General features: G+C 41.3%; 23 protein-coding genes and 2 pseudogenes. 12 read left to right on the top strand and 13 right to left on the bottom strand.

What is annotated here, in order from left to right:
- Nucleotides 1-55: 55 nt before the first annotated feature.
- The 8 genes and pseudogenes from WA1_RS41310 to trmD form a co-directional block, all read right to left on the bottom strand.
- The gene (locus tag WA1_RS41310; RefSeq protein ID WP_066613201.1) at nucleotides 56-658 is read right to left on the bottom strand and encodes a PIN domain-containing protein; all 603 of its coding nucleotides are present in this window, start codon (nucleotides 656-658) and stop codon (nucleotides 56-58) included.
- Between the two features lie 5 nt (nucleotides 659-663).
- Nucleotides 664-1188: a hypothetical protein gene (locus tag WA1_RS41305; RefSeq protein ID WP_017742901.1), complete on the bottom strand. Its 525-nt coding sequence runs from the start codon at nucleotides 1186-1188 to the stop codon at nucleotides 664-666.
- Nucleotides 1189-1577: 389 nt separating this feature from the next.
- Nucleotides 1578-1736 (bottom strand): annotated as a pseudogene (locus tag WA1_RS54010) (2-C-methyl-D-erythritol 2,4-cyclodiphosphate synthase); the annotation flags it as partial.
- A gap of 3 nt (nucleotides 1737-1739) precedes the next feature.
- Complete coding sequence (locus WA1_RS41300; RefSeq protein ID WP_017742898.1) at nucleotides 1740-2258, bottom strand: GNAT family N-acetyltransferase; 519 nt, start codon at nucleotides 2256-2258, stop codon at nucleotides 1740-1742.
- 292 nt (nucleotides 2259-2550) lie between these two features.
- Nucleotides 2551-3018: a hypothetical protein gene (locus WA1_RS41295; RefSeq protein WP_017742897.1), complete on the bottom strand. Its 468-nt coding sequence runs from the start codon at nucleotides 3016-3018 to the stop codon at nucleotides 2551-2553.
- Nucleotides 3019-3061: 43 nt separating this feature from the next.
- Nucleotides 3062-3571, bottom strand: coding sequence for a hypothetical protein (locus WA1_RS41290; RefSeq protein WP_017742896.1), 510 nt, complete (start codon nucleotides 3569-3571; stop codon nucleotides 3062-3064).
- 151 nt (nucleotides 3572-3722) lie between these two features.
- Complete coding sequence (gene ispF, locus WA1_RS41285; RefSeq protein WP_026134582.1) at nucleotides 3723-4202, bottom strand: 2-C-methyl-D-erythritol 2,4-cyclodiphosphate synthase; 480 nt, start codon at nucleotides 4200-4202, stop codon at nucleotides 3723-3725.
- A gap of 55 nt (nucleotides 4203-4257) precedes the next feature.
- The gene (trmD, locus tag WA1_RS41280; RefSeq protein ID WP_017742894.1) at nucleotides 4258-4959 is read right to left on the bottom strand and encodes a tRNA (guanosine(37)-N1)-methyltransferase TrmD; all 702 of its coding nucleotides are present in this window, start codon (nucleotides 4957-4959) and stop codon (nucleotides 4258-4260) included.
- A gap of 495 nt (nucleotides 4960-5454) precedes the next feature.
- On the opposite strand from trmD, the gene WA1_RS41270 reads away from it, so the two are divergent.
- Together WA1_RS41270 and cphA are read left to right on the top strand one after the other, a co-directional pair.
- Nucleotides 5455-6318: a cyanophycinase gene (locus tag WA1_RS41270; RefSeq protein ID WP_017742892.1), complete on the top strand. Its 864-nt coding sequence runs from the start codon at nucleotides 5455-5457 to the stop codon at nucleotides 6316-6318.
- Nucleotides 6319-6491: 173 nt separating this feature from the next.
- Nucleotides 6492-9197: a cyanophycin synthetase gene (cphA, locus tag WA1_RS41265; protein WP_033335000.1), complete on the top strand. Its 2706-nt coding sequence runs from the start codon at nucleotides 6492-6494 to the stop codon at nucleotides 9195-9197.
- 84 nt (nucleotides 9198-9281) lie between these two features.
- Here the strand turns inward: cphA and WA1_RS41260 are convergent, their stop codons facing one another.
- Entirely contained in the window at nucleotides 9282-9455 is a 174-nt protein-coding gene (locus WA1_RS41260; protein WP_017742890.1) for a Sec-independent protein translocase subunit TatA/TatB, read from the bottom strand.
- A gap of 574 nt (nucleotides 9456-10029) precedes the next feature.
- On the opposite strand from WA1_RS41260, the gene WA1_RS41255 reads away from it, so the two are divergent.
- The 5 genes and pseudogenes from WA1_RS41255 to lepB all read left to right on the top strand — a co-directional run bounded on the left by WA1_RS41255 (nucleotide 10030) and on the right by lepB (nucleotide 13764).
- Complete coding sequence (locus tag WA1_RS41255; protein WP_017742889.1) at nucleotides 10030-10677, top strand: Uma2 family endonuclease; 648 nt, start codon at nucleotides 10030-10032, stop codon at nucleotides 10675-10677.
- Between the two features lie 53 nt (nucleotides 10678-10730).
- A pseudogene (locus WA1_RS54005) lies at nucleotides 10731-10943 on the top strand (hypothetical protein); the annotation flags it as partial.
- Between the two features lie 88 nt (nucleotides 10944-11031).
- Nucleotides 11032-11673, top strand: a complete 642-nt coding sequence (locus WA1_RS41250) for a Uma2 family endonuclease (protein ID WP_017742887.1) — start codon at nucleotides 11032-11034, stop codon at nucleotides 11671-11673.
- An 18-nt stretch (nucleotides 11674-11691) separates the two neighbouring features.
- Entirely contained in the window at nucleotides 11692-12609 is a 918-nt protein-coding gene (locus WA1_RS41245) for a c-type heme family protein (RefSeq protein ID WP_017742886.1), read from the top strand.
- Nucleotides 12610-13191: 582 nt separating this feature from the next.
- Nucleotides 13192-13764, top strand: a complete 573-nt coding sequence (gene lepB, locus WA1_RS41240) for a signal peptidase I (RefSeq protein ID WP_017742885.1) — start codon at nucleotides 13192-13194, stop codon at nucleotides 13762-13764.
- Nucleotides 13765-13865: 101 nt separating this feature from the next.
- On the opposite strand, the gene WA1_RS41235 is transcribed toward lepB, so the two are convergent.
- The 3 genes from WA1_RS41235 to WA1_RS57680 all read right to left on the bottom strand — a co-directional run bounded on the left by WA1_RS41235 (nucleotide 13866) and on the right by WA1_RS57680 (nucleotide 15137).
- Complete coding sequence (locus tag WA1_RS41235) at nucleotides 13866-14402, bottom strand: ComEA family DNA-binding protein (RefSeq protein WP_017742884.1); 537 nt, start codon at nucleotides 14400-14402, stop codon at nucleotides 13866-13868.
- Between the two features lie 14 nt (nucleotides 14403-14416).
- Complete coding sequence (locus WA1_RS41230; RefSeq protein ID WP_017742883.1) at nucleotides 14417-14788, bottom strand: NINE protein; 372 nt, start codon at nucleotides 14786-14788, stop codon at nucleotides 14417-14419.
- Nucleotides 14789-14969: 181 nt separating this feature from the next.
- A complete protein-coding gene (locus WA1_RS57680; RefSeq protein ID WP_017742882.1) occupies nucleotides 14970-15137 on the bottom strand; it encodes a hypothetical protein in 168 nt (55 codons plus the stop codon).
- A 381-nt stretch (nucleotides 15138-15518) separates the two neighbouring features.
- Here WA1_RS57680 and WA1_RS41225 point away from each other — a divergent pair, with 381 nt between their 5' ends.
- Nucleotides 15519-16355 carry a J domain-containing protein gene (locus tag WA1_RS41225; RefSeq protein ID WP_017742881.1) on the top strand — a complete coding sequence of 279 codons (837 nt, stop codon included), beginning with the start codon at nucleotides 15519-15521 and terminating at the stop codon, nucleotides 16353-16355.
- 211 nt (nucleotides 16356-16566) lie between these two features.
- On the top strand, nucleotides 16567-16905 hold the full coding sequence (locus WA1_RS41220) for a DUF1825 family protein (protein ID WP_017742880.1): 339 nt from the start codon (nucleotides 16567-16569) through the stop codon (nucleotides 16903-16905).
- Nucleotides 16906-16961: 56 nt separating this feature from the next.
- Here the strand turns inward: WA1_RS41220 and WA1_RS41215 are convergent, their stop codons facing one another.
- Nucleotides 16962-18884, bottom strand: coding sequence for a transglycosylase domain-containing protein (locus WA1_RS41215; protein WP_017742879.1), 1923 nt, complete (start codon nucleotides 18882-18884; stop codon nucleotides 16962-16964).
- Between the two features lie 186 nt (nucleotides 18885-19070).
- On the opposite strand from WA1_RS41215, the gene tyrS reads away from it, so the two are divergent.
- From tyrS to WA1_RS41200, 3 genes are all read left to right on the top strand, one after another.
- Nucleotides 19071-20240 (top strand): tyrosine--tRNA ligase, encoded by a 1170-nt coding sequence (gene tyrS / locus WA1_RS41210; RefSeq protein WP_017742878.1) that lies wholly within the window; start codon nucleotides 19071-19073, stop codon nucleotides 20238-20240.
- A gap of 123 nt (nucleotides 20241-20363) precedes the next feature.
- Complete coding sequence (pyrF, locus tag WA1_RS41205) at nucleotides 20364-21083, top strand: orotidine-5'-phosphate decarboxylase (protein WP_017742877.1); 720 nt, start codon at nucleotides 20364-20366, stop codon at nucleotides 21081-21083.
- The gene (locus tag WA1_RS41200; protein ID WP_017742876.1) at nucleotides 21080-21679 is read left to right on the top strand and encodes a hypothetical protein; all 600 of its coding nucleotides are present in this window, start codon (nucleotides 21080-21082) and stop codon (nucleotides 21677-21679) included. The genes pyrF and WA1_RS41200 overlap by 4 nt, the downstream gene beginning before the upstream one ends.
- Nucleotides 21680-21703: the final 24 nt, after the last annotated feature.

The following is a 21703-nucleotide window of genomic DNA, read 5'->3' as shown; positions in this document are numbered from 1 at the left end:
GATCAAAGTTTTGTTTTTTGAAATCTTGTACACAATTACTTTGTATTTTTATTTTCTAACTAAGCTGATTTTCTAACCAACTCAAAAATGCTTGTGTACTAGCAAAATAATAATTTATTCCAACTTCACCTAAAATATCTTGTACTTCTCTTTTGCCGAAGTCGTTGGTATTTCCACTTAAGAACACCTTAATTTCTGTAGGGTTTAACCTAGCATGATTAAGGATGCTATGTAATATCAATTTATCTGTCGGTTCCTTATTAGGGTTTGTTTGCCAGTTAGCCTGAATCATATTAGAAGTTAGAGGAATCATCTCAGCTTTTGTTGCCAATTTTTGAAAAGCTTCAAATAAATTTGTCTCTACCTCTTTAAGCAATCGCTCATTTTCAAGCCGAGCTTGCCGTAAGTGAAAAAACAGAGATTGAGCGTGCTGTGAAGTCAGATTTCGCTGTGCGTCGTTAATTCTAATATCCAATTCATTCTGAAAACGGAGACGAGACTTTTGGTCAGCCTCCAAGACTGATAACGCTTCCATATAACATACGCTTGGTATTACTATTTGAACTGATGCTGGGGTATTTAACAATAATGTATTAGCTTGGGGGTCACGTCCTGTGGCAATACTTATTATGAAGTTAGTTTCAACATACAATAGCATGCGAATTAAATATCCCCAGGACGGGGATGATAATATCTCAAAACAATGTATTTTAAGTCGCTATGAATCTTGATGTCTACTTCAGGTTGTGTTTCTCCATCTTTGAGCAGTGTTAACAAACCGATGGCTTTTATCTGTTCTTCTCCTGGTGGGTTATCTAGCTTCCAGGTATGGCGTATATCTCCTAACCACGATTCTACAAGAGTTCCAAGGAAGCGGTTAGATATCCATTTATCGGGAAGCTTAAGACCATAAGGAGTAAGCACATCAACGGTATTAAAGATGCAAACTGGTTCTGAATAATTGAGATTGTCCCATTTAAAAATTTGAATACTTTTCAAGTCAATAAACATGACAAAGGGAATTGCTCCATTTCCAGATTTTAGCCAGGAAATAACTTCAGATGTATCTCCTTGTTTTTTGGGATCGGCTTGAGCCTGAGCCAACAAAACTATCAATTCATTACTGTCTAAAATAACAATGTCAGGCTTGATACGATAGACGGTTTTTTCTAATTCTTGAGTGTTCATAGTTTATTCATTAAATCAATAGACATCCTAGCTAATTCACGTTCTAAATTTGTATTATGCATTAACGTAGTATAACGCTCCTTGAAATTACAATTTGTTAAGACTGGCGGCGGAGCCTCTAATAAGGTGTTCCTAGGCGGAGCCACCGGATCGAGGAAAAAGTTAAGCTACTTGAGTAGCTATGCAGTAACAGTTCGGTTAACTCTTTGTGATTACAGCCAACCAAGTAAGTTTTGGTTCTTTTTGAGATACTGAATACCTGCATCTTCTAAAATTTCTGTAACTTCTGTTTTGCCAAACTCTTTATAGTTGTTACTTAAAAATATCCTGATTTCACTAGGATACAAGCTTGAATGATAAAATATACATTATAATATTAGTTTATCTACAATATGTTTTTGCAAAATATTTCTTTCTGCTACGACTACTGAATCAATATTGCTGAGTTGCCAACTGCGATCGCAATCCAGTTGATGCACTTGACTCAATAGCACCAAACTATCTGCTCCCGCCCATTGGGAATTGGTAGAAGGAAAATAATGTCCTATGCTTCAAACAAACAGACGATAAATTAGTTCATCAGATTGTTTTTCTTTGATAAATTCTGCATTCTTATTCACTTGATATAGCTCAAATCCAAGTTTTTCAATTACTTTACGGGAGGCTAAATTTTGCTCGTTAACTGATGCATGTAGTGTGAATGAATGGAAGCGCTGTTTTGCTTTAGTAATGGCTAAGCAGCAATAAGTAGAAGCATACCCTTGGTTCTGAAAATCAACGAATGTCATGAAGCCAATCTCAGCATATCCATCTTCAAATAGACCTATTTCGACAACACCTACATGTTGCCGTCGAAAGTTTGTAGCTACCCATTTTAACCAGATCATTGTGTCGTTGTCAGGTGATTTTTCTAGGGCAGCAAACTTGAACTTACGACTAGTTTCTGCGAGGGTTGGAATAGGATCTTCAAGATATTCATACAATCGTGAATCACTTAGATAGGGATATAGAGTTTCAGCATGTTGTTCTGTCACTTTTTCCAAGTATAAATTTACTGCATCTAATCCCATAACTTTTACTTACATCTAAAGTGATGAATATTTATATGCGCTCGCGATTACTAGCACTGTCATAGTGATTTTTTATACAATTTTAATCAAAATTAGCGCATCCTTTTGTTTGTGCATCCCAAAGCTTTTTATACACACTTCCATACTTGAGTAAATGAGTGTGACAGCCTTGTTCAGCTACTACACCTTGTCCATCCTAGCTAATTCACGTTCTAAGTTTGTCTTATGCATTAATCGCGTCCTGTAGCAATACTCATGGCAAAGTTAGTTTCGATTTACAAAATCATGCCACTTAAAAATCATCAGTACGCGGATGATAATATCTTAAAACAATGTATCTATTCTGACTATCAATTTTAATTTCTACTTCAGGCTGGATATATCCGTTTTTCAGGAGTGCCAACAAACCAGTGGCTTCTATTTCTTGTTTTCCTGGTGGATTTTCTTCGGTTTTGCTTTTAAGTTTGTAAAAAGTCTTATAAAAACGCTCTTTAGTTTCATTAGTGTGACTGTTAAAGCTAATTTTAGCTTGTTTTAACTGGCTCACGTATAACTGAGCAAACTGTGAAGTTTTATCTCGCTCAGCTTCATTAATTTGAAGATTTAACTTATTAAGAAAATCTTGATTGTATTTTTCTTCTAAATCTAATGTTGTTAAAGATTCAAAATAGCAAAGACTGGGAATTACCATATGGACTAATGTAGGCGTATTTTGTAGTAAATCTTCAGCTTGTTCATCTCGACCACGAGCAATGCTCATTAAAAAATTAGTTTCTATATAAAGTATCACTTGCCTGCACTACTTAAGATTGAGTAATTCCGCCTTCTAATCTTTCCAATAAACCAATTTCTGCAATTTCTTGTGACCTTGGTGGTGTTTCCATTTTCCAATGGTAACAAAAATCGCTAATCCAAGCTTCTGTTAGTGTTTTTAAATAAAGATTAAAGATTTGTCTTTTGTTAAATTCTGGTTCGTAATGAATTAAAACTTCATTAGTTTCAAGACATAGAATTGGCTCTGATAAATCATTTCCATTCCATTGAAAAAACAAAATTTTTTCTAAGTCAACAATCATGGCGAAGGGAATTACTGTTTTTGCGGCTTTTAGGTACTCAATAAGTTCTATAATAGCCTTCTCGCGAGTTTTACTTTTATTCAAGTCAAAAGGAAAACCTTTTATATTACTTATGAGAACAACTTGTTCGTCTTTGTCTAAGACGATTAAATCGGGATGCTCTATATCTTCTAAATTTAGAGCTTGTATTGCTCTTAATTCCCACCAACTTATAGCTGGTTTACTGCTATCAATCATTAATTTGTATCCTAGTTAATTCGTGTTTTAAATTAGCATTGTAGGCTTCTTCAGTGTAACGTACTCTTTTATTACAATTTGTTAAGATGGGAGGCTGAGCCTCTGGTAAGGCATTCCCAGGCTCCGCCTGGGAACGAGGGATGAGGGACTCCTAATCCTGTGTGAGTAAAACTACAGCATAGGCACAAATCCCTTCTTCTCTCCCTACCGGACCTAATTTTTCATTGGTTGTTGCTTTGACGCCAACTTGATCGGGTTCGATTTGTAAAACACTGGCTATTTTTGAGCGCATTTTTTCAATGTGTGGTTTCAATTTTGGGCGTTCTGCTACGACGACTGAATCAATGTTGCTGACTAGCCAACCGCGATCGCAAATCAGTTGATTGACTTGACTCAACAGCACCAAACTATCTGCTCCCGCCCATTGGGGATCGGTGGGAGGAAAATAATGTCCAATATCTCCCAAAGAAAGCGCCCCTAACATAGCGTCCATAATCGCGTGCGTTAGAACATCCGCATCACTGTGTCCTAACAAACCCAAAGAATGGGGAATATTAACTCCGCCCAAAATCAGAGGGCGATCGCTCACCAAGCGGTGAATATCGTAACCATTACCAATACGAATGTTCATAATTGGGGATTTTGGATTTTGGATTTTGGATTTTGGATTTTGGATTTTGGATTGGTCACTGGTCACTGGCACTGTTCTCTTCCCAATTTTTAAGCAAATCGGGACGGCGCTGACGGGTTTTAGAAATTTGTTGTTCGTACCGCCACTTGGCAATTGCGGCGTGATTCCCTGAGAGAAGGACTTCGGGGACTTTCCACCCGCGAAATATGGCGGGGCGAGTATACTGGGGATAGTCCAACAAACCCTCTTCAAAACTTTCTGCTTTCAGAGATTCTGCTTTGCCAACGGTTCCGGGTATCAGACGTATGACACCGTTAATTAAAACCATTGCTGGCAGTTCACCCCCTGTGAGAATAAAATCGCCTAAGGACACTTCACGGTCAACCAAATGCAGTACTCGCTCATCAACTCCTTCATAATGCCCGCAGATGATGACCAACTGGTTGTAGTTTGTAGCGAGTTCTCGCAACAGGGATTGATCTATGGTTTGACCTTGAGGACTCATCAAGATAACTTCTCTTCTGGGTAAAGTCGGTAGCGACTCTACGGCGGTAAAGATAGGTTCTGGCTTCATCAGCATCCCTACACCCCCCCCGTAAGGTTCATCATCAACTTTCCGGTGTTTATCGGTAGTAAAGTCTCTTGGGTTAACCAAATTTACTTGGGCAATCTGTTTTGCCAGGGCTTTACCTATCAGCCCGGAAGTGAGAACAGAAGTGAAACAGTCAGGAAATAGCGTAACTATATCAAAGCGCACAGTATTTCGTATTGGAGGACACTATTCTAAAGTTGGGATCTCTGTACTACATAGAATTCGATGTTTTGTATTACACATACAATCGACATCAAGAGTATCTAAAAGTACTGGAAAACTAACATTTTCCGTGGCAATACAAGTTTTTCTAACTACTTAATTTATGTTTAAATATTGTCACATCTACATTTAAATTATTTAACTAACCGAGTTGACAACTTCCAGGATGCATCAAGCCAGTCTCAGAAAAAAGTGTCTCATGACCTACTTTTCCCCCTTTATTAGGGATGCAGAAGGGTTTTGGAATGGAGATTGCTTTCATAAGCCAACACTCATCAGGTGAAAAATAAGGTGCTGACTTCTTCGGAATGGCAAAGACACTATAAAACTGAGGCATGTTGTGCATAAAGCACTGTCCTCTTTAGGAGGCGAGGCGCAAAATCATAAAGGCGAACGACCTTGTTTAATTCACCTGAAGTTGTTGACGGGAGAAACACAATGCCGCAACTTAAAGCTAAATCGCTGGAAATGAGGACACCCCAAGCAACAAAAACCGCTGTTCTGGTCATCGGAGGCGCAGAAGACAAAGTTCATGGACGTGAAATTTTGCGGACTTTTGTCAGTCGTTCTGGTGCCAGTAATGCCCATATTACAATTATTCCCTCGGCATCTCGCGAGCCGAGCATTATTGGTGGCAGGTATATCCGTATTTTTGAAGAAATGGGTGCTCAGAAGGTCGAAATCTTAGACATTCGGGAAAGGGATCAGTGTGAAGACCCTTACATCCAAGCATCCTTAGAAGCCTGTTCTGGGGTATTTATGACAGGAGGAGACCAATTGCGCCTCTGTGGTGTATTGGCAGATACTCCAGCAATGGATATTATTCGACAACGGGTTAGGTCCGGACAGCTCACCTTAGCAGGAACTAGTGCAGGGGCAGCTGTAATGGGTCATCATATGATAGCAGGAGGTGGTAGCGGCGAATCCCCAAATCGTTCTCTTGTTGATATGGCCACTGGCTTGGGTTTTATCCCAGAAGTGATTGTGGATCAACACTTCCACAATCGCAATCGCATGGTACGCCTGATGAGCGCTGTTGCTTCCCATCCCGATCGCTTGGGCATTGGTATCGATGAAGACACTTGTGCCATGTTTGAACGAGATGGTTGGCTGCAAGTTCTGGGCAAAGGAAGTGTGACAGTTGTTGACCCAACAGAAGTCACTCATACAAACGAACCCCATGTCGGAGCAACCGATCCTTTGAATTTACACAATCTCCGGATGCACCTCCTGAGTCATGGCGATCGCTATCACCTTTACCAGCGTACTGTTTTACCTGCGGTTTACCGCATCTCCAGCTGACGGAAAACAGTAGCTGGAGCTACACTGGGTTGACCGCTCCTTGCCACATTTTGACCAAAAAACCGAAGATAATACGATGTAAGTAGAAAAAACTGTTTACCATGAACAGTTAAGCGGTCAATTCCAGTAAGAAACTAGAATTTTGGTTCCGAATCTCCATCTACCTATTTCCCATGAGAATCCTCAAGATCCAGACCTTACGCGGCCCCAACTATTGGAGCATTCGACGCCACAAGTTAATTGTCATGCGCCTCGATTTAGAGAACCTTGCCGAGACGCCAACAAACGAAATTCCTGGCTTTTATGAAGGATTAGTTGAGGCAATGCCTAGTCTGGAAGGTCACTTTTGCTCTCCGGGCTGTCGTGGTGGTTTCTTAATGCGCGTGCGAGAAGGCACCATGATGGGTCATGTTGTGGAACACGTAGCCCTAGAACTGCAAGATTTGGCTGGAATGAACACGGGCTTTGGGCGTACTCGTGAAACGACGTCCACACCCGGAGTTTACCAGGTGGTGTTCGAGTATCTAAATGAGGAAGCAGGACGCTATGCTGGCAGAGCAGCGGTACGGCTGTGCCAAAGCATTGTCGATCGGGGACGTTATCCAAAAGCTGAACTAGAGCAAGACATACAAGACCTGAAAGACTTATGGCGTGATGCAGCACTAGGACCCTCTACAGAAGCGCTAATTCTAGAAGCAGAAAAAAGAGGTATTCCTTGGATGCAACTTGGCGCACGCTTTTTGATTCAGCTGGGCTACGGCGTGAATCAGAAGCGGATGCAGGCAACAATGACAGATAATACTGGCATACTCGGAGTAGAACTCGCCTGCGACAAAGAAGCAACCAAACGTATTCTTGGCAATTCCGGAGTTCCCGTTCCTCGCGGTACGGTCATTAACTTCTTAGATGATTTAGAAGAATCCATAGAATACGTTGGCGGTTATCCCATTGTCATCAAACCTTTAGATGGCAACCACGGACGCGGTATCACCATTAACATAACCTCTTGGGAAGAAGCAGAAGCAGCATATGATTCTGCCAGACAAATCTCCCGCTCGATCATCGTCGAACGATATTACGTTGGACGAGACCATCGAGTCTTGGTGGTCAATGGCAAAGTAGTCGCAGTCGCAGAACGCGTTCCCGCTCATGTGGTTGGTGATGGCAGAGCCACTATTTTTGAATTGATTGAGGAAACTAACAAAGACCCAAGTCGCGGTGACGGACATGATAACGTCCTCACCAAAATTGAACTTGACCGTACCAGCTATCAGTTACTGGAAAAACAAGGTTATACCCTCAACACTGTCTTAGCTAAAGGTGAAATTTGCTACTTAAGAGCAACAGCAAACTTAAGTACAGGGGGCAGCGCTGTAGACCGTACCGACGAAATTCATCCAGAAAACGTCTGGTTGGCACAGAGGGTAGTGAAAATTATCGGTTTAGATGTTGCGGGAATTGATATCGTGACACAAGATATTGGCCGCCCCTTGCGAGAAGTGGATGGCGTAATTGTGGAAGTTAACGCTGCGCCTGGTTTCCGGATGCACGTTGCTCCAAGTCAGGGTATCCCCCGCAATGTTGCAGGAGCAGTCATGGATATGCTGTTCCCAAACGATAAATCAAGCCGCATCCCTATTCTGTCAGTAACGGGTACCAATGGCAAAACCACAACCACCCGTTTGTTAGCACATATTTTTAAACAAACTGGTAAAGTCATTGGTTATACAACTACAGACGGAACTTATATCGGGGATTATTTAGTAGAAGTCGGTGATAACACTGGTCCTCAAAGCGCTCAACTGATTCTCAGCGACCCCACTGTGGAAGTGGCAGTACTAGAAACAGCTCGTGGCGGGATTCTGAGGTCTGGGATCGCTTTTGAAGCTGCTAATGTGGGTATTGTATTAAATGTTGCTGCCGACCACTTGGGCATTGGCGACATAGATACACTAGACCAGTTGGCGCATCTCAAGAGTATCGTTGCCGAAGCTGTTTTTCCCGACGGTTACAGTGTCCTCAATGCCGATGACCCACGAGTCGCTGAAATGGCAGAGAGAACAAAAGCTAATGTTGCCTTCTTTACCATGAACCCGGATTCGGAGTTGGTTAAAAAGCACATTCAAAAGGGAGGCGTTGCCGCAGTTTACGAAAATGGCTATCTTTCTATTTTGAAAGGGGATTGGACGCACCGAATTGAAAGGGCGGAACATATACCCCTGACAATGGGCGGACGTGCGCCGTTTATGATCGCCAATGCTCTAGCAGCGACTCTGGCAGCATTTGTGCAAAATGTCTCTATAGAACAAATTCGTGCGGGTTTGAATTCTTTCCGCGCTTCGGTAAGTCAAACACCGGGACGGATGAATTTATTCAATTTGGGGAACTACCATGCTTTGGTAGATTATGCCCACAACCCTGCTTCTTACGAAGCATTAGGCGCTTTTGTTCGTAACTGGACTTCAGGCGATCGCATTGGAGTCGTTGGGGGACCTGGCGATCGACGCGATGAAGACTTTGTGATGTTAGGCAAACTCGCTGCGGAAATCTTCGACTACATCATTATCAAAGAAGATGATGACACGCGAGGACGCCAACGGGGATCGGCTGCCGATTTAATTGTTCGAGGTATTAAAGAATCTAACCCCGATTGCAAGCACGAAGTTATTCTGGGTGAAACAGAAGCGATTGGTAAAGCGTTAGATACTGCTCCCGACAACAGTCTAGTCGTCATTTTGCCAGAAAGCGTCAACCGCGCCATCAAGTTAATTAAAGGACGCGGAGTTGTTAAAGAGGAGTTAGCCCAACAAAATACCAATTCCTCCACCGTAGATTCTCAAATCGGTGTACCGTCTTCGGTAGTCAATACGCGTTTGTAGTCAAGTGTCATTTGTCAAGTGTCATTTGTCTTTTGTTAAATAATTTTCACTAATGACCAATGACTAATGACCAATGACAATTGACTACTGTTTTTCTTCAGAGCGATCGCTATCTTCACTCGGCTTGTTCAGTTCTTCCTTAAAACCCCTAAGAGTTTTTCCCAGTGCGCTTCCCAACTCTGGAATTTTTTTCGGTCCGAAAATGACAACAGCAACCAGACCAATAATTGCAATTTCTGGCCATCCCAATCCAAACATAAGGCTCTCCTGTCATAATTCTCTCTTATTATAGGTATAATTAGGGACGGGCAGGGACGCCCATCCCACAAGAAGAAATAATTTATTTTTTGTCGCCTAAAGAACAAATCTCAAAATATTCAAGATTTTTTATCAGGACTTACGCAACCTCAACGGTATTTTAGGGATCTCACGTTTTGGAGATCCCCCCAACCCCCCTTAAAAAGGCTATGCATTGTCCGGATCTTTCTCAACATTTACGAGAGTAATCACGAACGTTTTTTCTAACCCTGATTCGTTCGTCGTTCATTCTCAATAAACATGGAGTTTTTGCGAGAAGAATCAGCGTCATTTTGTCAAGTCTGCAGACAATCTCAGCGTCCACAATGCAATATAGTCAAGGGTTTCAAGATTGTAAAGAAAGATGTGACCAATGCATAGCTTAAAAAGGGGGGCTTTGCGTAAGTCCCGATCGTATTAAGTTCGGGTAAACACTTACAAAAAATACCCCTCATTGTGCCCGTGAATTTTATCGTCGTGGTGAAGCGTTGTTAAACTAAGTTTAATAGCAAAGAAACTATGCAGGTTCAGAATTATGCTTAATCAAGCGCCAGTAATAGATACTGTTCCTACCGATACCTGGGTAGAAGCAGCCTGGGAAGATTTTCTTACCTTTGCAGATGATCCCACCTTGGAAAGTGCTAGATTTTACTATGATGGCGGTTACATGAAGATTGAGATGTCACCACTAGGTCCTGCACATGGTTATGATAATTCTATTGTTTCAACTGTTATTGTCTTGTATGCAGCTATTAAAAATATTCCCATTAAGGAGCTAACGAATACTAGTTTCCGAAAAGCTAGAGTTAGTGGTTCTCAGCCTGATATTGCTTTTTATATTGGCACAAATTTCCAACTTCCTCCCCGAAATAATTCCCCAGTAAATCTCAATGAGTTAACTCCACCTACATTAGTTGTTGAGATTGCCGCTTCTTCCCTAGAAGACGATACTGAGCGCAAACAAAAACTCTATCAACGCCTGGGAGTTCAAGAGTATTGGGTAGTTGATGTCAATGCTGGTAAGGTGATTGCAAATTCATTGTCGCCAACACAAAGCACCCCCATTCGCGAATCTCAAGTACTCCTAGGATTGGAAATTGCCTTGGTTGAAGAAGCTCTGAAGCGCTCTCTAACTGAAGATGATGGAGCTATTACTCGTTGGTTACTAGCTAAGTTTAATTAAATTTTTAAAGATTGTAAGTTTTATAATCGAAAAAATGAACGCTATTCACGGCTATGCTGTTACCTCATATTAAACAAGCGTTACCTTCAACTGAAGAACTACCTTGTTCGGACGATACACCAGTGGATAATGAAGAGCAAAATTTTTTGCCTAACCTTCTATTGTTTTTATTAAACTCGATTTGGGCAAATCAAATGGATTAGTTCTTTGGTGTAGACATGGGTTTAGATCATACTACGGGACTTAATCCTAGAGTACCTGTTGTACAGTAATGTCCAAAAGTTTTTACTTTTAGTGGTGGCACAATTTAATAGTTTTGCTATTGGATAATGTAGAGAAAACTTGAGAAAATCTATGGCTCAAGCCTTACCTAAACTAGTAACTTTTGATGAATTTATAGCATGGTATCCGGAAAACACTGAGATACGCTATGAACTACACAATGGGGTAATTATCGAAATGCCAAAACCGAGGGGACAACATGGTAATGTTACAGGCTTTCTGATTGAGGAGTTAGTCTTGACCATCATACAGATGGGAAAACGCGGTATTTGGACAATTCCCAGAGAATCAATTGTAAAATCTAGTAGTGCAAAATCTGGTTATGAACCTGACATTATTGTTTTAAATCAGGAAAACATAGGCAGTGAACCACGTTGGGAAAGGGAATCAGTGATTGAGAATGCTAGCTCAGTTAAATTAATTGTTGAGGTTGTATCAACTAACTGGCGGGATGACTACCACGTCAAATATGCTGATTACGAAGAAATGGGCATTCCAGAATACTGGATTGTGGATTACGCAGCCCTAGGGGGACGCAACTTCATTGGTAACCCAAAACAGCCAACTGTATTTATATGTCAGCTGATTGACGGCGAATACCAAATGACTCAGTTTAGAAGTCATGATTTAATTGTGTCTCCTACCTTCCCTCAACTTAACCTTACCGCCCAACAAATTTTTGATGCGGCGTCCTTAGGCGCTACTCATAATTAGTACAGTTGGTTGAAAGTTATGTTTTTAACAAATCATTTTTTAAATGCCAAAATTGGCACTAAGTTTAATTGGTTTTTGGTTGTTGTGTTTGCGATCGGCATTTCCTTAACTGGTGCGGCTCTATCAACTGTACTCGAGCAAAGAGCCGAACATGAAGTGACATCTCAAGCCAAGATGCTGATGCAAACTATCAATTCAGTTAGAAATTATACACAAGAACGTCTAAATCCCTTATTGTTCTCTAAACTAGAAACCGAAGCAGCATTTATTCCAGAAGCTATACCAACCTTCTCCGCAAGAGAAATTTTTGAAGATTTGCGTAAAACTGAAGAGTACAAAAACTTCTTTTTTAAAGATGCAGCACCAAACCCAATTAATTTGCGGGATAAAGCTGATGACTTTGAAACAGAGCTTGTGAATTATTTTCGGACACATCCCAAGATTAAAGAACGTTCTGGATTTCGCACCATTCCAGGAAGTAGATTATTTTATATTGCACGACCATTTGCTCTTAAAGAACAGAAATGCTTACAATGCCATTCAAAACCAGAGATCGCTCCCAAAAGTTTGGTAGCAACTTATGGATCGGAAAATGGTTTTGGCTGGAAACTGAATGAGATTGTTGCTGTTCAAATAGTTTCTCTTCCTGCTGAAGAGGTTTTTGCTAGCACACTTCACTCTTTTGTTTTCGTAATAGGAATTTTAATCTTTATCTTTACGATAGTTATTTTTTTGATTAATTTTCTTTTAAGGAAAACTATCCTTGAGCGAATTAAAAAAATAGCTAAGATTGCCCAAAAAGTTAGTTTTGGGGAAATGAATGTTGTTTTTGAGGAAAAATCTAAGGATGAAATTGGTATCTTAGTAACCGCGTTGGATCGGATGAAGTCTAGTTTAGAAATATCTATGAATTATCTTAAAAAACAGAAAAAGTAATTTAGTGTAATTGACTACATATCAAATCTTTCTAAGAGGATGTTTGTAAAGTCTTGGCGAATGGAATTCGCGTCTATACAGGCAAAACCCACCTACGTGGGTTTCAAAATACTAATCCGCGCAGGCGGACGAGCGTTTGTATAGTAGCTCATTATATGAAACCAGGACTTTTAAAACATCCTCTTAGAAAAGCAAGGTTGATTGCTGGTGTGTAACTAACTTTAGATAATTCTCAATTCAAAATCCAAACCAAAAAAAACCGACTGATTGCATAGCAATAGCAGTCGGTAACTAGCTTTCTTTTTCAGGAGGAGGAAGCCAAATAATGTAAATAGTTTAAAACTCTGTTTTATAATTGCTGTAATTCCAATGACTTTAATTTAAAAATTTTCTTTTCTGATTTTGTTGGTTATAAATAATACTTTAACTATCTATTCTCCATCGCATTTCTAAGTCATTCCCGAACATTACGTGCGTAAATTTCCTGAGAATAAAGTCGATAGGCAAAACTCCTCTTGCTTATAAGGCGGCTTTTAGCGTCACAATAGTCAAGGTATTTGTTTAGATTCTTCATTCAACTTTATGACCCATCAGGAAAGTAATGCAAAAGAAACTCCAGTGTCATCGCGAGTATGGCGCGGTTTACAGGAAAATCTAACTCTAGTTGCGATCGCCTTATGCTTGGCAATTCTCATCCGCACTTTTGTTGCAGAACCTCGCTACATTCCCTCAGATTCCATGTTACCAACCTTGTATAGAGGCGATCGCTTGGTTGTGGAAAAGATTTCCTACCTTTTTCACCCCCCTGAATTCAGCAATATCGTGGTTTTTCAGCCATCAGAAGAATTACAGCGTCGGGGCTATCCTAAAGACCAAGCTTTCATTAAGCGTGTGATTGGTACGCCAGGACAGGTAGTTAGCATCGCCAGTGGCAAAGTTTATCTCGACGGTAAACCCATACAGGAGGAGTATATCGCCGAACCGCCAAATTCACCAATGGAAGGGCGACAAGTTCCAGCAAATGAATTTTTTGTTATGGGAGATAATCGTAACGATAGTAACGATTCCCGCTATTGGGGTTTTTTGCCTAGAAAGAATATTATAGGTCGGGCAGTATTTCGCTTTTGGCCTCTTGACCGAATAGGGTTTATATAAATTGGTTAGTTGTTGGTTGTTAGTTGTTGGTTGTTAGTTGTTAGTTGTTAGTTGAGTGCCAAATCACTAACCATTAACCACTAACCACTAACTACTAACCATTAACTAAACCTCAGATAATACATCAACTGGGCGATCGCATCGCCTGGTAGATTGAGCCTTTGTTGAAAATCAGCTAAATTACGGAAAAGCCCTTCTGATAAACGATTTTCTACGATGGCTTGCGCGAGATATAAATCAATAAAAGGTACTTTTGCTAGTGTTTCAACAGTTGCTACGTTTGGGTTAACAATCTGACTGGGAAGTGCTAAAGCTTCCTCGTCATAATAACTAAAATTAAGAAGGGGTCTGAGGGGTTCGAGTCTCTGTACAGATAAACTTAGAGCTGCTGCAATATCTTCAACACAATAAAATTTCACTCCGCCACGGGAGAGTTCCACAAGCGATCTCGCTTGATGAATGGAAAATCCTGGTAAACGCAACCAATCATCTACAGTTGCTTGATTGGCATCAATACTGATACCCAGTTCCACTGCGATCGCAATTTCTTCTCCTGATTGCAGTCGGTGGTAAGGGTTGTGAATCAGTTGAGCGCGGAGTTTTTGCAGCCTCGGGTTCCAAGATAGCCAATTTTTCATAGCTCTTTCTTCTCTTACATTTGGTCGAGCAACTGACGGCGCTTTTGCTCAAATTCATACTCAGAAATCAGCCCTTCCTGACGTAAACTTTCTAACTCTCGCAAAGCGTTTGCGAGCGATCCCACTTGATCGGGGACATACTGTGAACTTTTGATAACTGATTTACCCAGATTAAAATGACGGTCAAAAGTTTCTTCATCTTGAGCTAAGTACCAAACTCCTTCTATGGCGCAAGCCACTTTGGGAATAGGTGTCCAAGAAAGCAGTACGTACAACACACCCCAAAGTGGTTGTCCTAAATAAAATTTGTGTAATCCTGAAATTGTCAACGTACCAGACAAAGCTAGTATTGCGGCGATACTTCTGTTCTTGCGCTGATTAAACATAGTTTTTATTTTAACAGTGACCAGTAACCAGTGACCAGTGACCAGTAAATTTTCAGACTTGAAAGTAGGGTATTTGAATAATGAAGTAATTTCTTGTTTTTTCCATAAATGAATTTTGGGGCTTGTACCACTTTACGTTTGGTTATTTGTCATTTGTCTTTGGGAAGTGTTTTGGATATATTTATATTTTGTAACATAGTTCTGTTGCAATACTACTTGGATAAGCGAAAACTAGAAACCGGGTTTCTGGCACCTCAGCGATCGTTAACCGAGCAGTATAGATTGCTGTTTGTGCTGACACAAACACAAGCTGTAAATATTCCTCGTTGTTTTGTATTTTATATAACATACCTTTTTCCTTGAATATACTGAATCTTAAGACTTCTTGCGCTAACTTTAAAGATTATGTTAGGCATAACGGATTTATTACTTAGTCTAAGTCATTACATGATATAAAAAATGGTTAAATTAAGCCGAAATTGCAGGTGTTATCGAGATTGGAGCTAACTGTAAGTAGCTAGGCAGAAATAAACAGAACTATATTAAAAAATGTAACTAGACCTAAAATCCTTACTAATGACAAATCAATACTACTTGGATAAGAATTTTGTGGGTTAGGCAAACCTTTGGGGAAACTCAACAATGTCCTGTAAATGTTGGGTTTCGTTCCTCAACCCAACCTACGTATTTTCGGATTTTTACCCAAAACCTACGCAGTATTGAATGACAAATGACAAATGACAACCAGACATTACTACCTCCAGAATGGCTAAAACAACTTTCAGATCCTTATGCCGTACTGGGAATTTCTGTGACTGCTACTGAACATCAGATTCTCAAACGCTATCACTCTTTAGCCAAACAGCTGCATTCCGAGAGTTTTCTGAGAAGCCATGAAGCAGATAAGGAATTCGCAACATCTGTATTTACTTACTTGATTGAGCCAGCTTATAAACTATTAAAACACCCAAACTCTCGAAACGAGATAATAGCAAAGCTGCGTTTAGACGCAATCTTCTTGCAGTTATTGAAAGATGCATCTTTACAAACGGCTTTGGCACAAGAACTCATACAAATGCCAGCAAGTGAAGTAGACATTTTTTACGAACCTGCGATCGCTTCTCTAGCAGAAGCTCAATATAGATCATTAGTTGCTTCTTATCAAATCACTCAGCAGCTAAGGGAACTTAACTTAGTATATTTTTGTTTGCTTGCACCCAATGCTCTGGTTCAAGAAAACCCTATAGAGAGGACAGAACCGAATATTGAGTCAGTAAAATTGACGTTATATGAAGAGAAAACAGTTGTCAATAATTATGCCCAACGGCACTACCAACGTGGAATTCACTACGTTAAACAAGCTAACTGGAAATCAGCTGTACAAGAATTGCGAGATGCCATTAAGTTAGAGCCAAATAATAGCGATTATCTAGCTTTACTGGGGTTTGTGCATCTCAAACAAAATCTGACAGGAATGGCAAAAGTTTATTTACGTCAAGCATTAAAACTTAACCCAAAACAACCACTTGCCTTAAAATATACTTCAAGGATGAAGGATGAAGTATAAAGTAGGTCGCATAAAGTACACTCTAAAGAGTATAAAGACAAATTTTTTTCTCCTTTATCCTTCATACTTTTGGGTCAAGTGTTGAAATTGCGGTAGAAACCCGTACTCAAACCGAAGGCTATTTTCCAGATGATTTCCCTAGATTAGAATAAAACTAAGATCGCAAGTACAAAAGCTACTGAGCGACATTACTCAGTGGAGTGTGGGCAAGATGGGATTCTTTGACTCAGAAATAGTTCAGCAAGAAGCGAAGCAGTTGTTTGAAGATTATCAAGCACTGATCGCGTTGGGTAGCAGCTACGGCAAATTTGACCGTGAAGGCAAGAAACTGTTTATTGAACAGATGGAAGCCATGATGGATCGCTATCGCGTCTTTATGAAGCGCTTTGAGCTATCAGAAGATTTTATGGCACAAATGACTGTAGAGCAACTCAAGACACAATTAGGTCAGTTCGGCATTACGCCTCAACAAATGTTCGACCAAATGCACCTCACGCTACAACGCATGAAAGCCGAACTGGAAAGAAAGGGAATGGGGAATGGGGAATAGGGAATGGGGAGTAGTTGAACCCTACTCCCTACTCCCTACTCCCTACTCCCTACTCCCTAATTTGCTTTCGGGCGGCGAAACTGAGAAGGTGACTTAAAGTTCTCAACAGGTACGCCCTTGAGAGCTTTTGTCATAAAATCACGCCAGATAGGAGCAACCATCACGCCACCTGTAGCACCATGAGCTAGGGTTCTATTATCGTCCCTACCGACCCAAACTGCAGTTGTTAACTGGGGTACAGTACCGACAAACCAAATATCTTTTTCAGAGGATGTTGTTCCTGTCTTACCTGCGGCTGGACGATCTATAGCAGCGTTTTTACCAGTACCGCTAGTGATGACCGATCGCATCACATCAACAACGGCTGCGGACGCCCAAGAATCGAGGACAAGCTGTGGTTTGGGAGTGTTGTCGAGTAATACATTACCACTACTGTCTGTAACACGAGCAATAACTGTTGTGGGAGATTGCCAGCCGTAATTGGCAAAAGTGGAATAAGCACTAGCCATTTCCAATGGTGTAACACCAATAGCACCCAAAGGTAAAGAAGTGACAGGTTCCATTGGACTCATAATGCCCAAGGTGCGACAAGTCTCAACAACTCTATTCATTCCTACTGATTTACCAAGCTTAATGACAGGAATGTTGCGAGACATAGCGAGGGCGGTACGGATTGACATTGCCCCAGCATAGCCACCATCGTAGTTTCGTGGATGATACCAACCGCTACCATCTCGATAACTAACTGGAGAATCGACTACTGTTGAGTCTGGGCCGTACCTACCAGTTGCAAAAGCGGTATAGTAAACAAACGGCTTAAATGAGGAGCCTGGTTGCCTGAGTGCTTGAGTCGCTCGGTTGAATTCGCTTGTTTTTGGATCGACACCACCTACGAGCGCTTTCACAAAATGAGTCCGGGGGTCAACTGCGGCGAGAGCAATTTGGTTTCTATATAACCCTTGGCCTTGCAATCTTTCATGCCAACGTCTTACAGTTGCTTCTGCCATGCGTTGAAAATTGGCATCTATGGTGGTTTGAATCCGCATACCGCCTTTGAGAAGGGCTTCACGACCAAATTTCCTAGCTATTTCCTGTGCCACAGCATTGGTTACGTAAGGCAAGGCACTACCTTGGAACGATCTGATTTTGCCCAGTTTAATTGGTTGTTTTAGGGCATTGTCGTACTCTTTCTGCGTAATCCAACCCAAGGTAAGCATCCGCCCCAGAACTTCCTTCTGTTGGTACTTAGCTTTGGTCATGCTGACAAAGGGGCTGTACTCTTCTGGTGCTTGAATCAAACCCGCTATCATTGCCGACTCAGCCAAGTTTAAACTTTCGGCTGACTTGTTGAAATAACTGCGGGCTGCTGTTTGTATCCCGTAATTGTTATGTCCCCAGTAGACTTGATTGAGGTACATTTCCAAAATTTGGTCTTTGGGAAGAATTTGTTCCAAGCGAATTGCCAGGACGCCTTCTGCTATCTTTCGGGTGAAGGCACGTTTGCGGGACAAAAACAGGTTTTTTACTAACTGCATGGTAATGGTCGAACCACCTTCGCGCACTCCACCTGCTGTCCAGTTGGTTACGACAGCACGACCAACGCCTTTGGGGTTTATACCGTGGTGGTAGTAAAAGTCGCTATCTTCACTCGCTAAAACGGCTCTCTTGAGTTCTGGAGAAATTCTATCTAAAGGCACAACTTCGCGGTTGGCTTCCCCGTGAATGCTCGCTAAGAGTTTGCCTTTAATATCATAAATATAAGTAGTTTCCGAAGGAAAGAAGTTACGTAATTGTCTGACATCAGGCAAATTACGGAAACTTACGGCTAAACCAACCAGTCCTCCAGCTACAATAGAGCTGGTCAGCATAGTGATGGATAGTAGAGTCCCGCCAGCTACCTGACCGACTCCTTTAAGAAACTCAAAGCCTGAAGATCCTTGTTGTTGAGAGCGATTATTATCAAAAGTTCTGGACGACACGGCGATTTCACTTCCTCACTTTATATATAAGTGTAATTTCTTTGCCCCGCGCAAAGCAGTTAATTTTTTGCAATTATATTAGTTTGTTAGTTTGGCACAAGAAAATAAGATAGAAATAAATTGCTAGTGACCATAACCAACCATACTTTGATAGTGCAAAGCGTAGTTAACAGTCAATCCCCTAGTATGACGCAAGATTTCTCTTGGCTGCGTCGTGGTATTGCGGAAATTTTTCCTCAGCCTACTGATTCTGACACTGAAATCGAAAGTTTAGAAAAACGATTGACAACAACCGAGCGACCTTTAAGGGTCAAATACGGAATTGACCCTACCGGTGCCGAGATTCATCTCGGTCATAGCATACCAATGCGAAAACTGCGAGCGTTCCAAGATGCGGGTCATACAGCTGTCCTTCTTATAGGCGATTTTACAGCTCGCATTGGCGATCCTACAGGCAAGTCCGAAATGCGCCGCCAGCTTACAGAAGAAGATGTGAAGAATAACGCCCAGACTTACTTGGATCAAGTACGGCCCATCTTAGATTTTGATACTCCGGGCAGACTGGAAATACGTTACAACTCGGAATGGCTCTCGAAGCTGGATTTAGGTAAGATTCTAGAGTTACTCTCGACTATGACGGTGGGGCAGATGCTGGCAAAAGAAGGATTTGCCGAACGTTATAAAAAAGAGAATCCAATTTTTCTTCATGAGTTCCTCTACCCGCTAATGCAGGGCTACGATTCTGTTGCTTTGGAGGCAGATGTAGAACTGGGAGGGACTGACCAAAAGTTTAATATTGCTGTTGGACGAGATTTACAACGCCATTTCGGTCAAAAACCTCAATATGGGTTGCTGTTACCTATTTTAATTGGTACAGACGGCGTACAGAAAATGTCTAAGTCTTTGGGGAATTATGTGGGTTTATTAGAACACCCAACTCAAAAGTATCAAAAACTACAACAAGTTCCCGACCATCTTCTAGAAGAATATTTTACACTGCTGACAAACTTACCAATAGACAAGCTGCCAGAAAGTCCACGCGATCGCCAAAAATTATTGGCGCAAGAAGTCGTGAAACAATATCATGGCGAGCAAGCTGTTAAAGATGTTGAAGCTGGGGATATGCCAGAATTTTCTTTGGCACAAGTTCAGTTTCCAGCAAAACTGGCTTTTCTCTTGAATGCTAGTGGCTTGTGCAAAAGTACTGGGGAAGGCAAACGGAAAATTACTGAAGGTGGAGTGCGGTTGGATGGCGATCGCATATCTGATGCAGATGCTAATGTTAACGATTCTAGTGAATTACACGGGCGTGTTTTACAACTTGGGAAAAATAAGTTTGTTCGACTGATACCGTAAGGGAATTGGGAATGGGGAATCGGGAGTAGGGAATGGGGAAAAAGAACTTACTACTCCCAACTCACCACTCACTACTCACCGCCCTAGCCCGATGCCCAATGCCCAATTTGAAAGGAACCGCCAATGAATGCCGAAGATCGAGTTATTGTGGCTTTAGATGTACCAGATGAACGCTCAGCAATAGCTCTTGTGGAAAGACTTGAGCAAGTCAGTTTTTGGAAAGTTGGTCTAGAGTTGTTTACAAGCACGGGACCAAAAATTCTGGAACTGCTAAAATCTCGGCAAAAGCGCATTTTCCTGGATTTAAAGTTTCATGACATCCCCAACACTGTTGCAGGTGCGTGTCGTGCAGCATCTCGTTATGGTGTGGATTTATTGACAATTCATGCTATCTCTGGTAAAGAAGCTCTTAAAGCTGCAACTGAAGCGATACAGGTGGGCGCATCATCAGCAGGTGTAAAACCGCCAAAGTTAATTGCCATTACACTGCTGACGAGTATTTCTTCCAGACAATTGGCATTTGATTTAAAAATTCCTTTAGAATTACCAGAGTATGTTCTTGAGATGTTATTAATGGCTCAAGAGACCGGCTTGGATGGAGCCGTTTGTTCACCTCAAGAAGTTTCACAACTGCGACAAAATTGTGGAAAAGATTTTTTACTCGTTTGTCCGGGAGTACGCCCAACGTGGGCAGCAGCAAAAGATCAGGCGCGATCGCTTACCCCAGCACAAGCACTCAAAGCAGGAGCAGATTATCTTGTAATAGGGCGTCCCATTACTGCATCTGACAATCCAGAATTAGCTTGGAAAAAGATTTGCGAGGAGTTGGCAACAGTCTCATGAAGTCAGGGGTCAAATTTAAAAATTATGGCTTTTGGCTTCTTTGCTGTGGCTTTTGGCTAGGATTTTTCTCGTTCCCAGGGGTAGGAGCAAAGAAAGATTTTTGCTCAAATCAGAATTTAGAAGCATTAACAACACAAATGTTGCGCGATTTACCTAGCTATGCAAATCGCGCTTCTCAACGTTCCCGTCGTCTTAGTCGGAAAAATGAGGTTTTTAGTTATATAGTCGTTGCAGGAAGACCTGAGTTCGAACCACTACCTCTGAACCCTAGTGAACATACAGTAGATTCAGTGAAAACCCAGTCAGAGGGAGTAGAGCAAGTCTTTTTTACAACTTTAGAGCGACAGTATGTTAATGGAAAAGCAATTCAATTGCAGGAATTCCACTGGCTGTTTTTAACAAAAGCAGAAAACAGTTGGCTGTTTGTGATGATGTTTTCTCAAATTGGTTCTTATCCAAAAAATCAACCCCCCACACCCCCAAGGGATAGCAGTAATGGTGTTATTGCTCAAGGGATTAGCAATTGGTTGCGCGATTGTAGAGCAGAAAGTGTGCGCGGGCGTTCTGGCAATTTAGAAGCCAAACCTCAGTTATAACCTCCACCAGAGTGATAGTTGCTA

The organism is Scytonema hofmannii PCC 7110, from assembly GCF_000346485.2.
In the GTDB taxonomy this organism is placed as follows: Bacteria; Cyanobacteriota; Cyanobacteriia; order Cyanobacteriales; family Nostocaceae; genus Scytonema; species Scytonema hofmannii.
This window is presented reverse-complemented; position numbering and strand designations above follow the sequence as displayed.

What these genes read in the sequence shown, in the direction of transcription:
- WA1_RS41300 (WP_017742898.1), bottom strand. Translation starts at nt 2,258, where the DNA reads ATGGGATTAGATGCAGTAAATTTATACTTGGAAAAAGTGACAGAACAA.
- WA1_RS41250 (WP_017742887.1), top strand. Translation starts at nt 11,032, where the DNA reads ATGGCTCAAGCCTTACCTAAACTAGTAACTTTTGATGAATTTATAGCA.
- WA1_RS41220 (WP_017742880.1), top strand. Translation starts at nt 16,567, where the DNA reads ATGGGATTCTTTGACTCAGAAATAGTTCAGCAAGAAGCGAAGCAGTTG.
- ispF (WP_026134582.1), bottom strand. Translation starts at nt 4,202, where the DNA reads ATGAACATTCGTATTGGTAATGGTTACGATATTCACCGCTTGGTGAGC.
- WA1_RS57680 (WP_017742882.1), bottom strand. Translation starts at nt 15,137, where the DNA reads ATGTTATATAAAATACAAAACAACGAGGAATATTTACAGCTTGTGTTT.
- tyrS (WP_017742878.1), top strand. Translation starts at nt 19,071, where the DNA reads ATGACGCAAGATTTCTCTTGGCTGCGTCGTGGTATTGCGGAAATTTTT.
- WA1_RS41295 (WP_017742897.1), bottom strand. Translation starts at nt 3,018, where the DNA reads ATGAGCATTGCTCGTGGTCGAGATGAACAAGCTGAAGATTTACTACAA.
- cphA (WP_033335000.1), top strand. Translation starts at nt 6,492, where the DNA reads ATGAGAATCCTCAAGATCCAGACCTTACGCGGCCCCAACTATTGGAGC.
- WA1_RS41200 (WP_017742876.1), top strand. Translation starts at nt 21,080, where the DNA reads ATGAAGTCAGGGGTCAAATTTAAAAATTATGGCTTTTGGCTTCTTTGC.
- WA1_RS41225 (WP_017742881.1), top strand. Translation starts at nt 15,519, where the DNA reads ATGACAAATGACAACCAGACATTACTACCTCCAGAATGGCTAAAACAA.
- lepB (WP_017742885.1), top strand. Translation starts at nt 13,192, where the DNA reads ATGACCCATCAGGAAAGTAATGCAAAAGAAACTCCAGTGTCATCGCGA.
- WA1_RS41290 (WP_017742896.1), bottom strand. Translation starts at nt 3,571, where the DNA reads ATGATTGATAGCAGTAAACCAGCTATAAGTTGGTGGGAATTAAGAGCA.
- WA1_RS41230 (WP_017742883.1), bottom strand. Translation starts at nt 14,788, where the DNA reads ATGTTTAATCAGCGCAAGAACAGAAGTATCGCCGCAATACTAGCTTTG.
- WA1_RS41310 (WP_066613201.1), bottom strand. Translation starts at nt 658, where the DNA reads ATGCTATTGTATGTTGAAACTAACTTCATAATAAGTATTGCCACAGGA.
- WA1_RS41245 (WP_017742886.1), top strand. Translation starts at nt 11,692, where the DNA reads ATGTTTTTAACAAATCATTTTTTAAATGCCAAAATTGGCACTAAGTTT.
- WA1_RS41305 (WP_017742901.1), bottom strand. Translation starts at nt 1,188, where the DNA reads ATGAACACTCAAGAATTAGAAAAAACCGTCTATCGTATCAAGCCTGAC.
- WA1_RS41260 (WP_017742890.1), bottom strand. Translation starts at nt 9,455, where the DNA reads ATGTTTGGATTGGGATGGCCAGAAATTGCAATTATTGGTCTGGTTGCT.
- WA1_RS41255 (WP_017742889.1), top strand. Translation starts at nt 10,030, where the DNA reads ATGCTTAATCAAGCGCCAGTAATAGATACTGTTCCTACCGATACCTGG.
- WA1_RS41235 (WP_017742884.1), bottom strand. Translation starts at nt 14,402, where the DNA reads ATGAAAAATTGGCTATCTTGGAACCCGAGGCTGCAAAAACTCCGCGCT.
- pyrF (WP_017742877.1), top strand. Translation starts at nt 20,364, where the DNA reads ATGAATGCCGAAGATCGAGTTATTGTGGCTTTAGATGTACCAGATGAA.
- WA1_RS41270 (WP_017742892.1), top strand. Translation starts at nt 5,455, where the DNA reads ATGCCGCAACTTAAAGCTAAATCGCTGGAAATGAGGACACCCCAAGCA.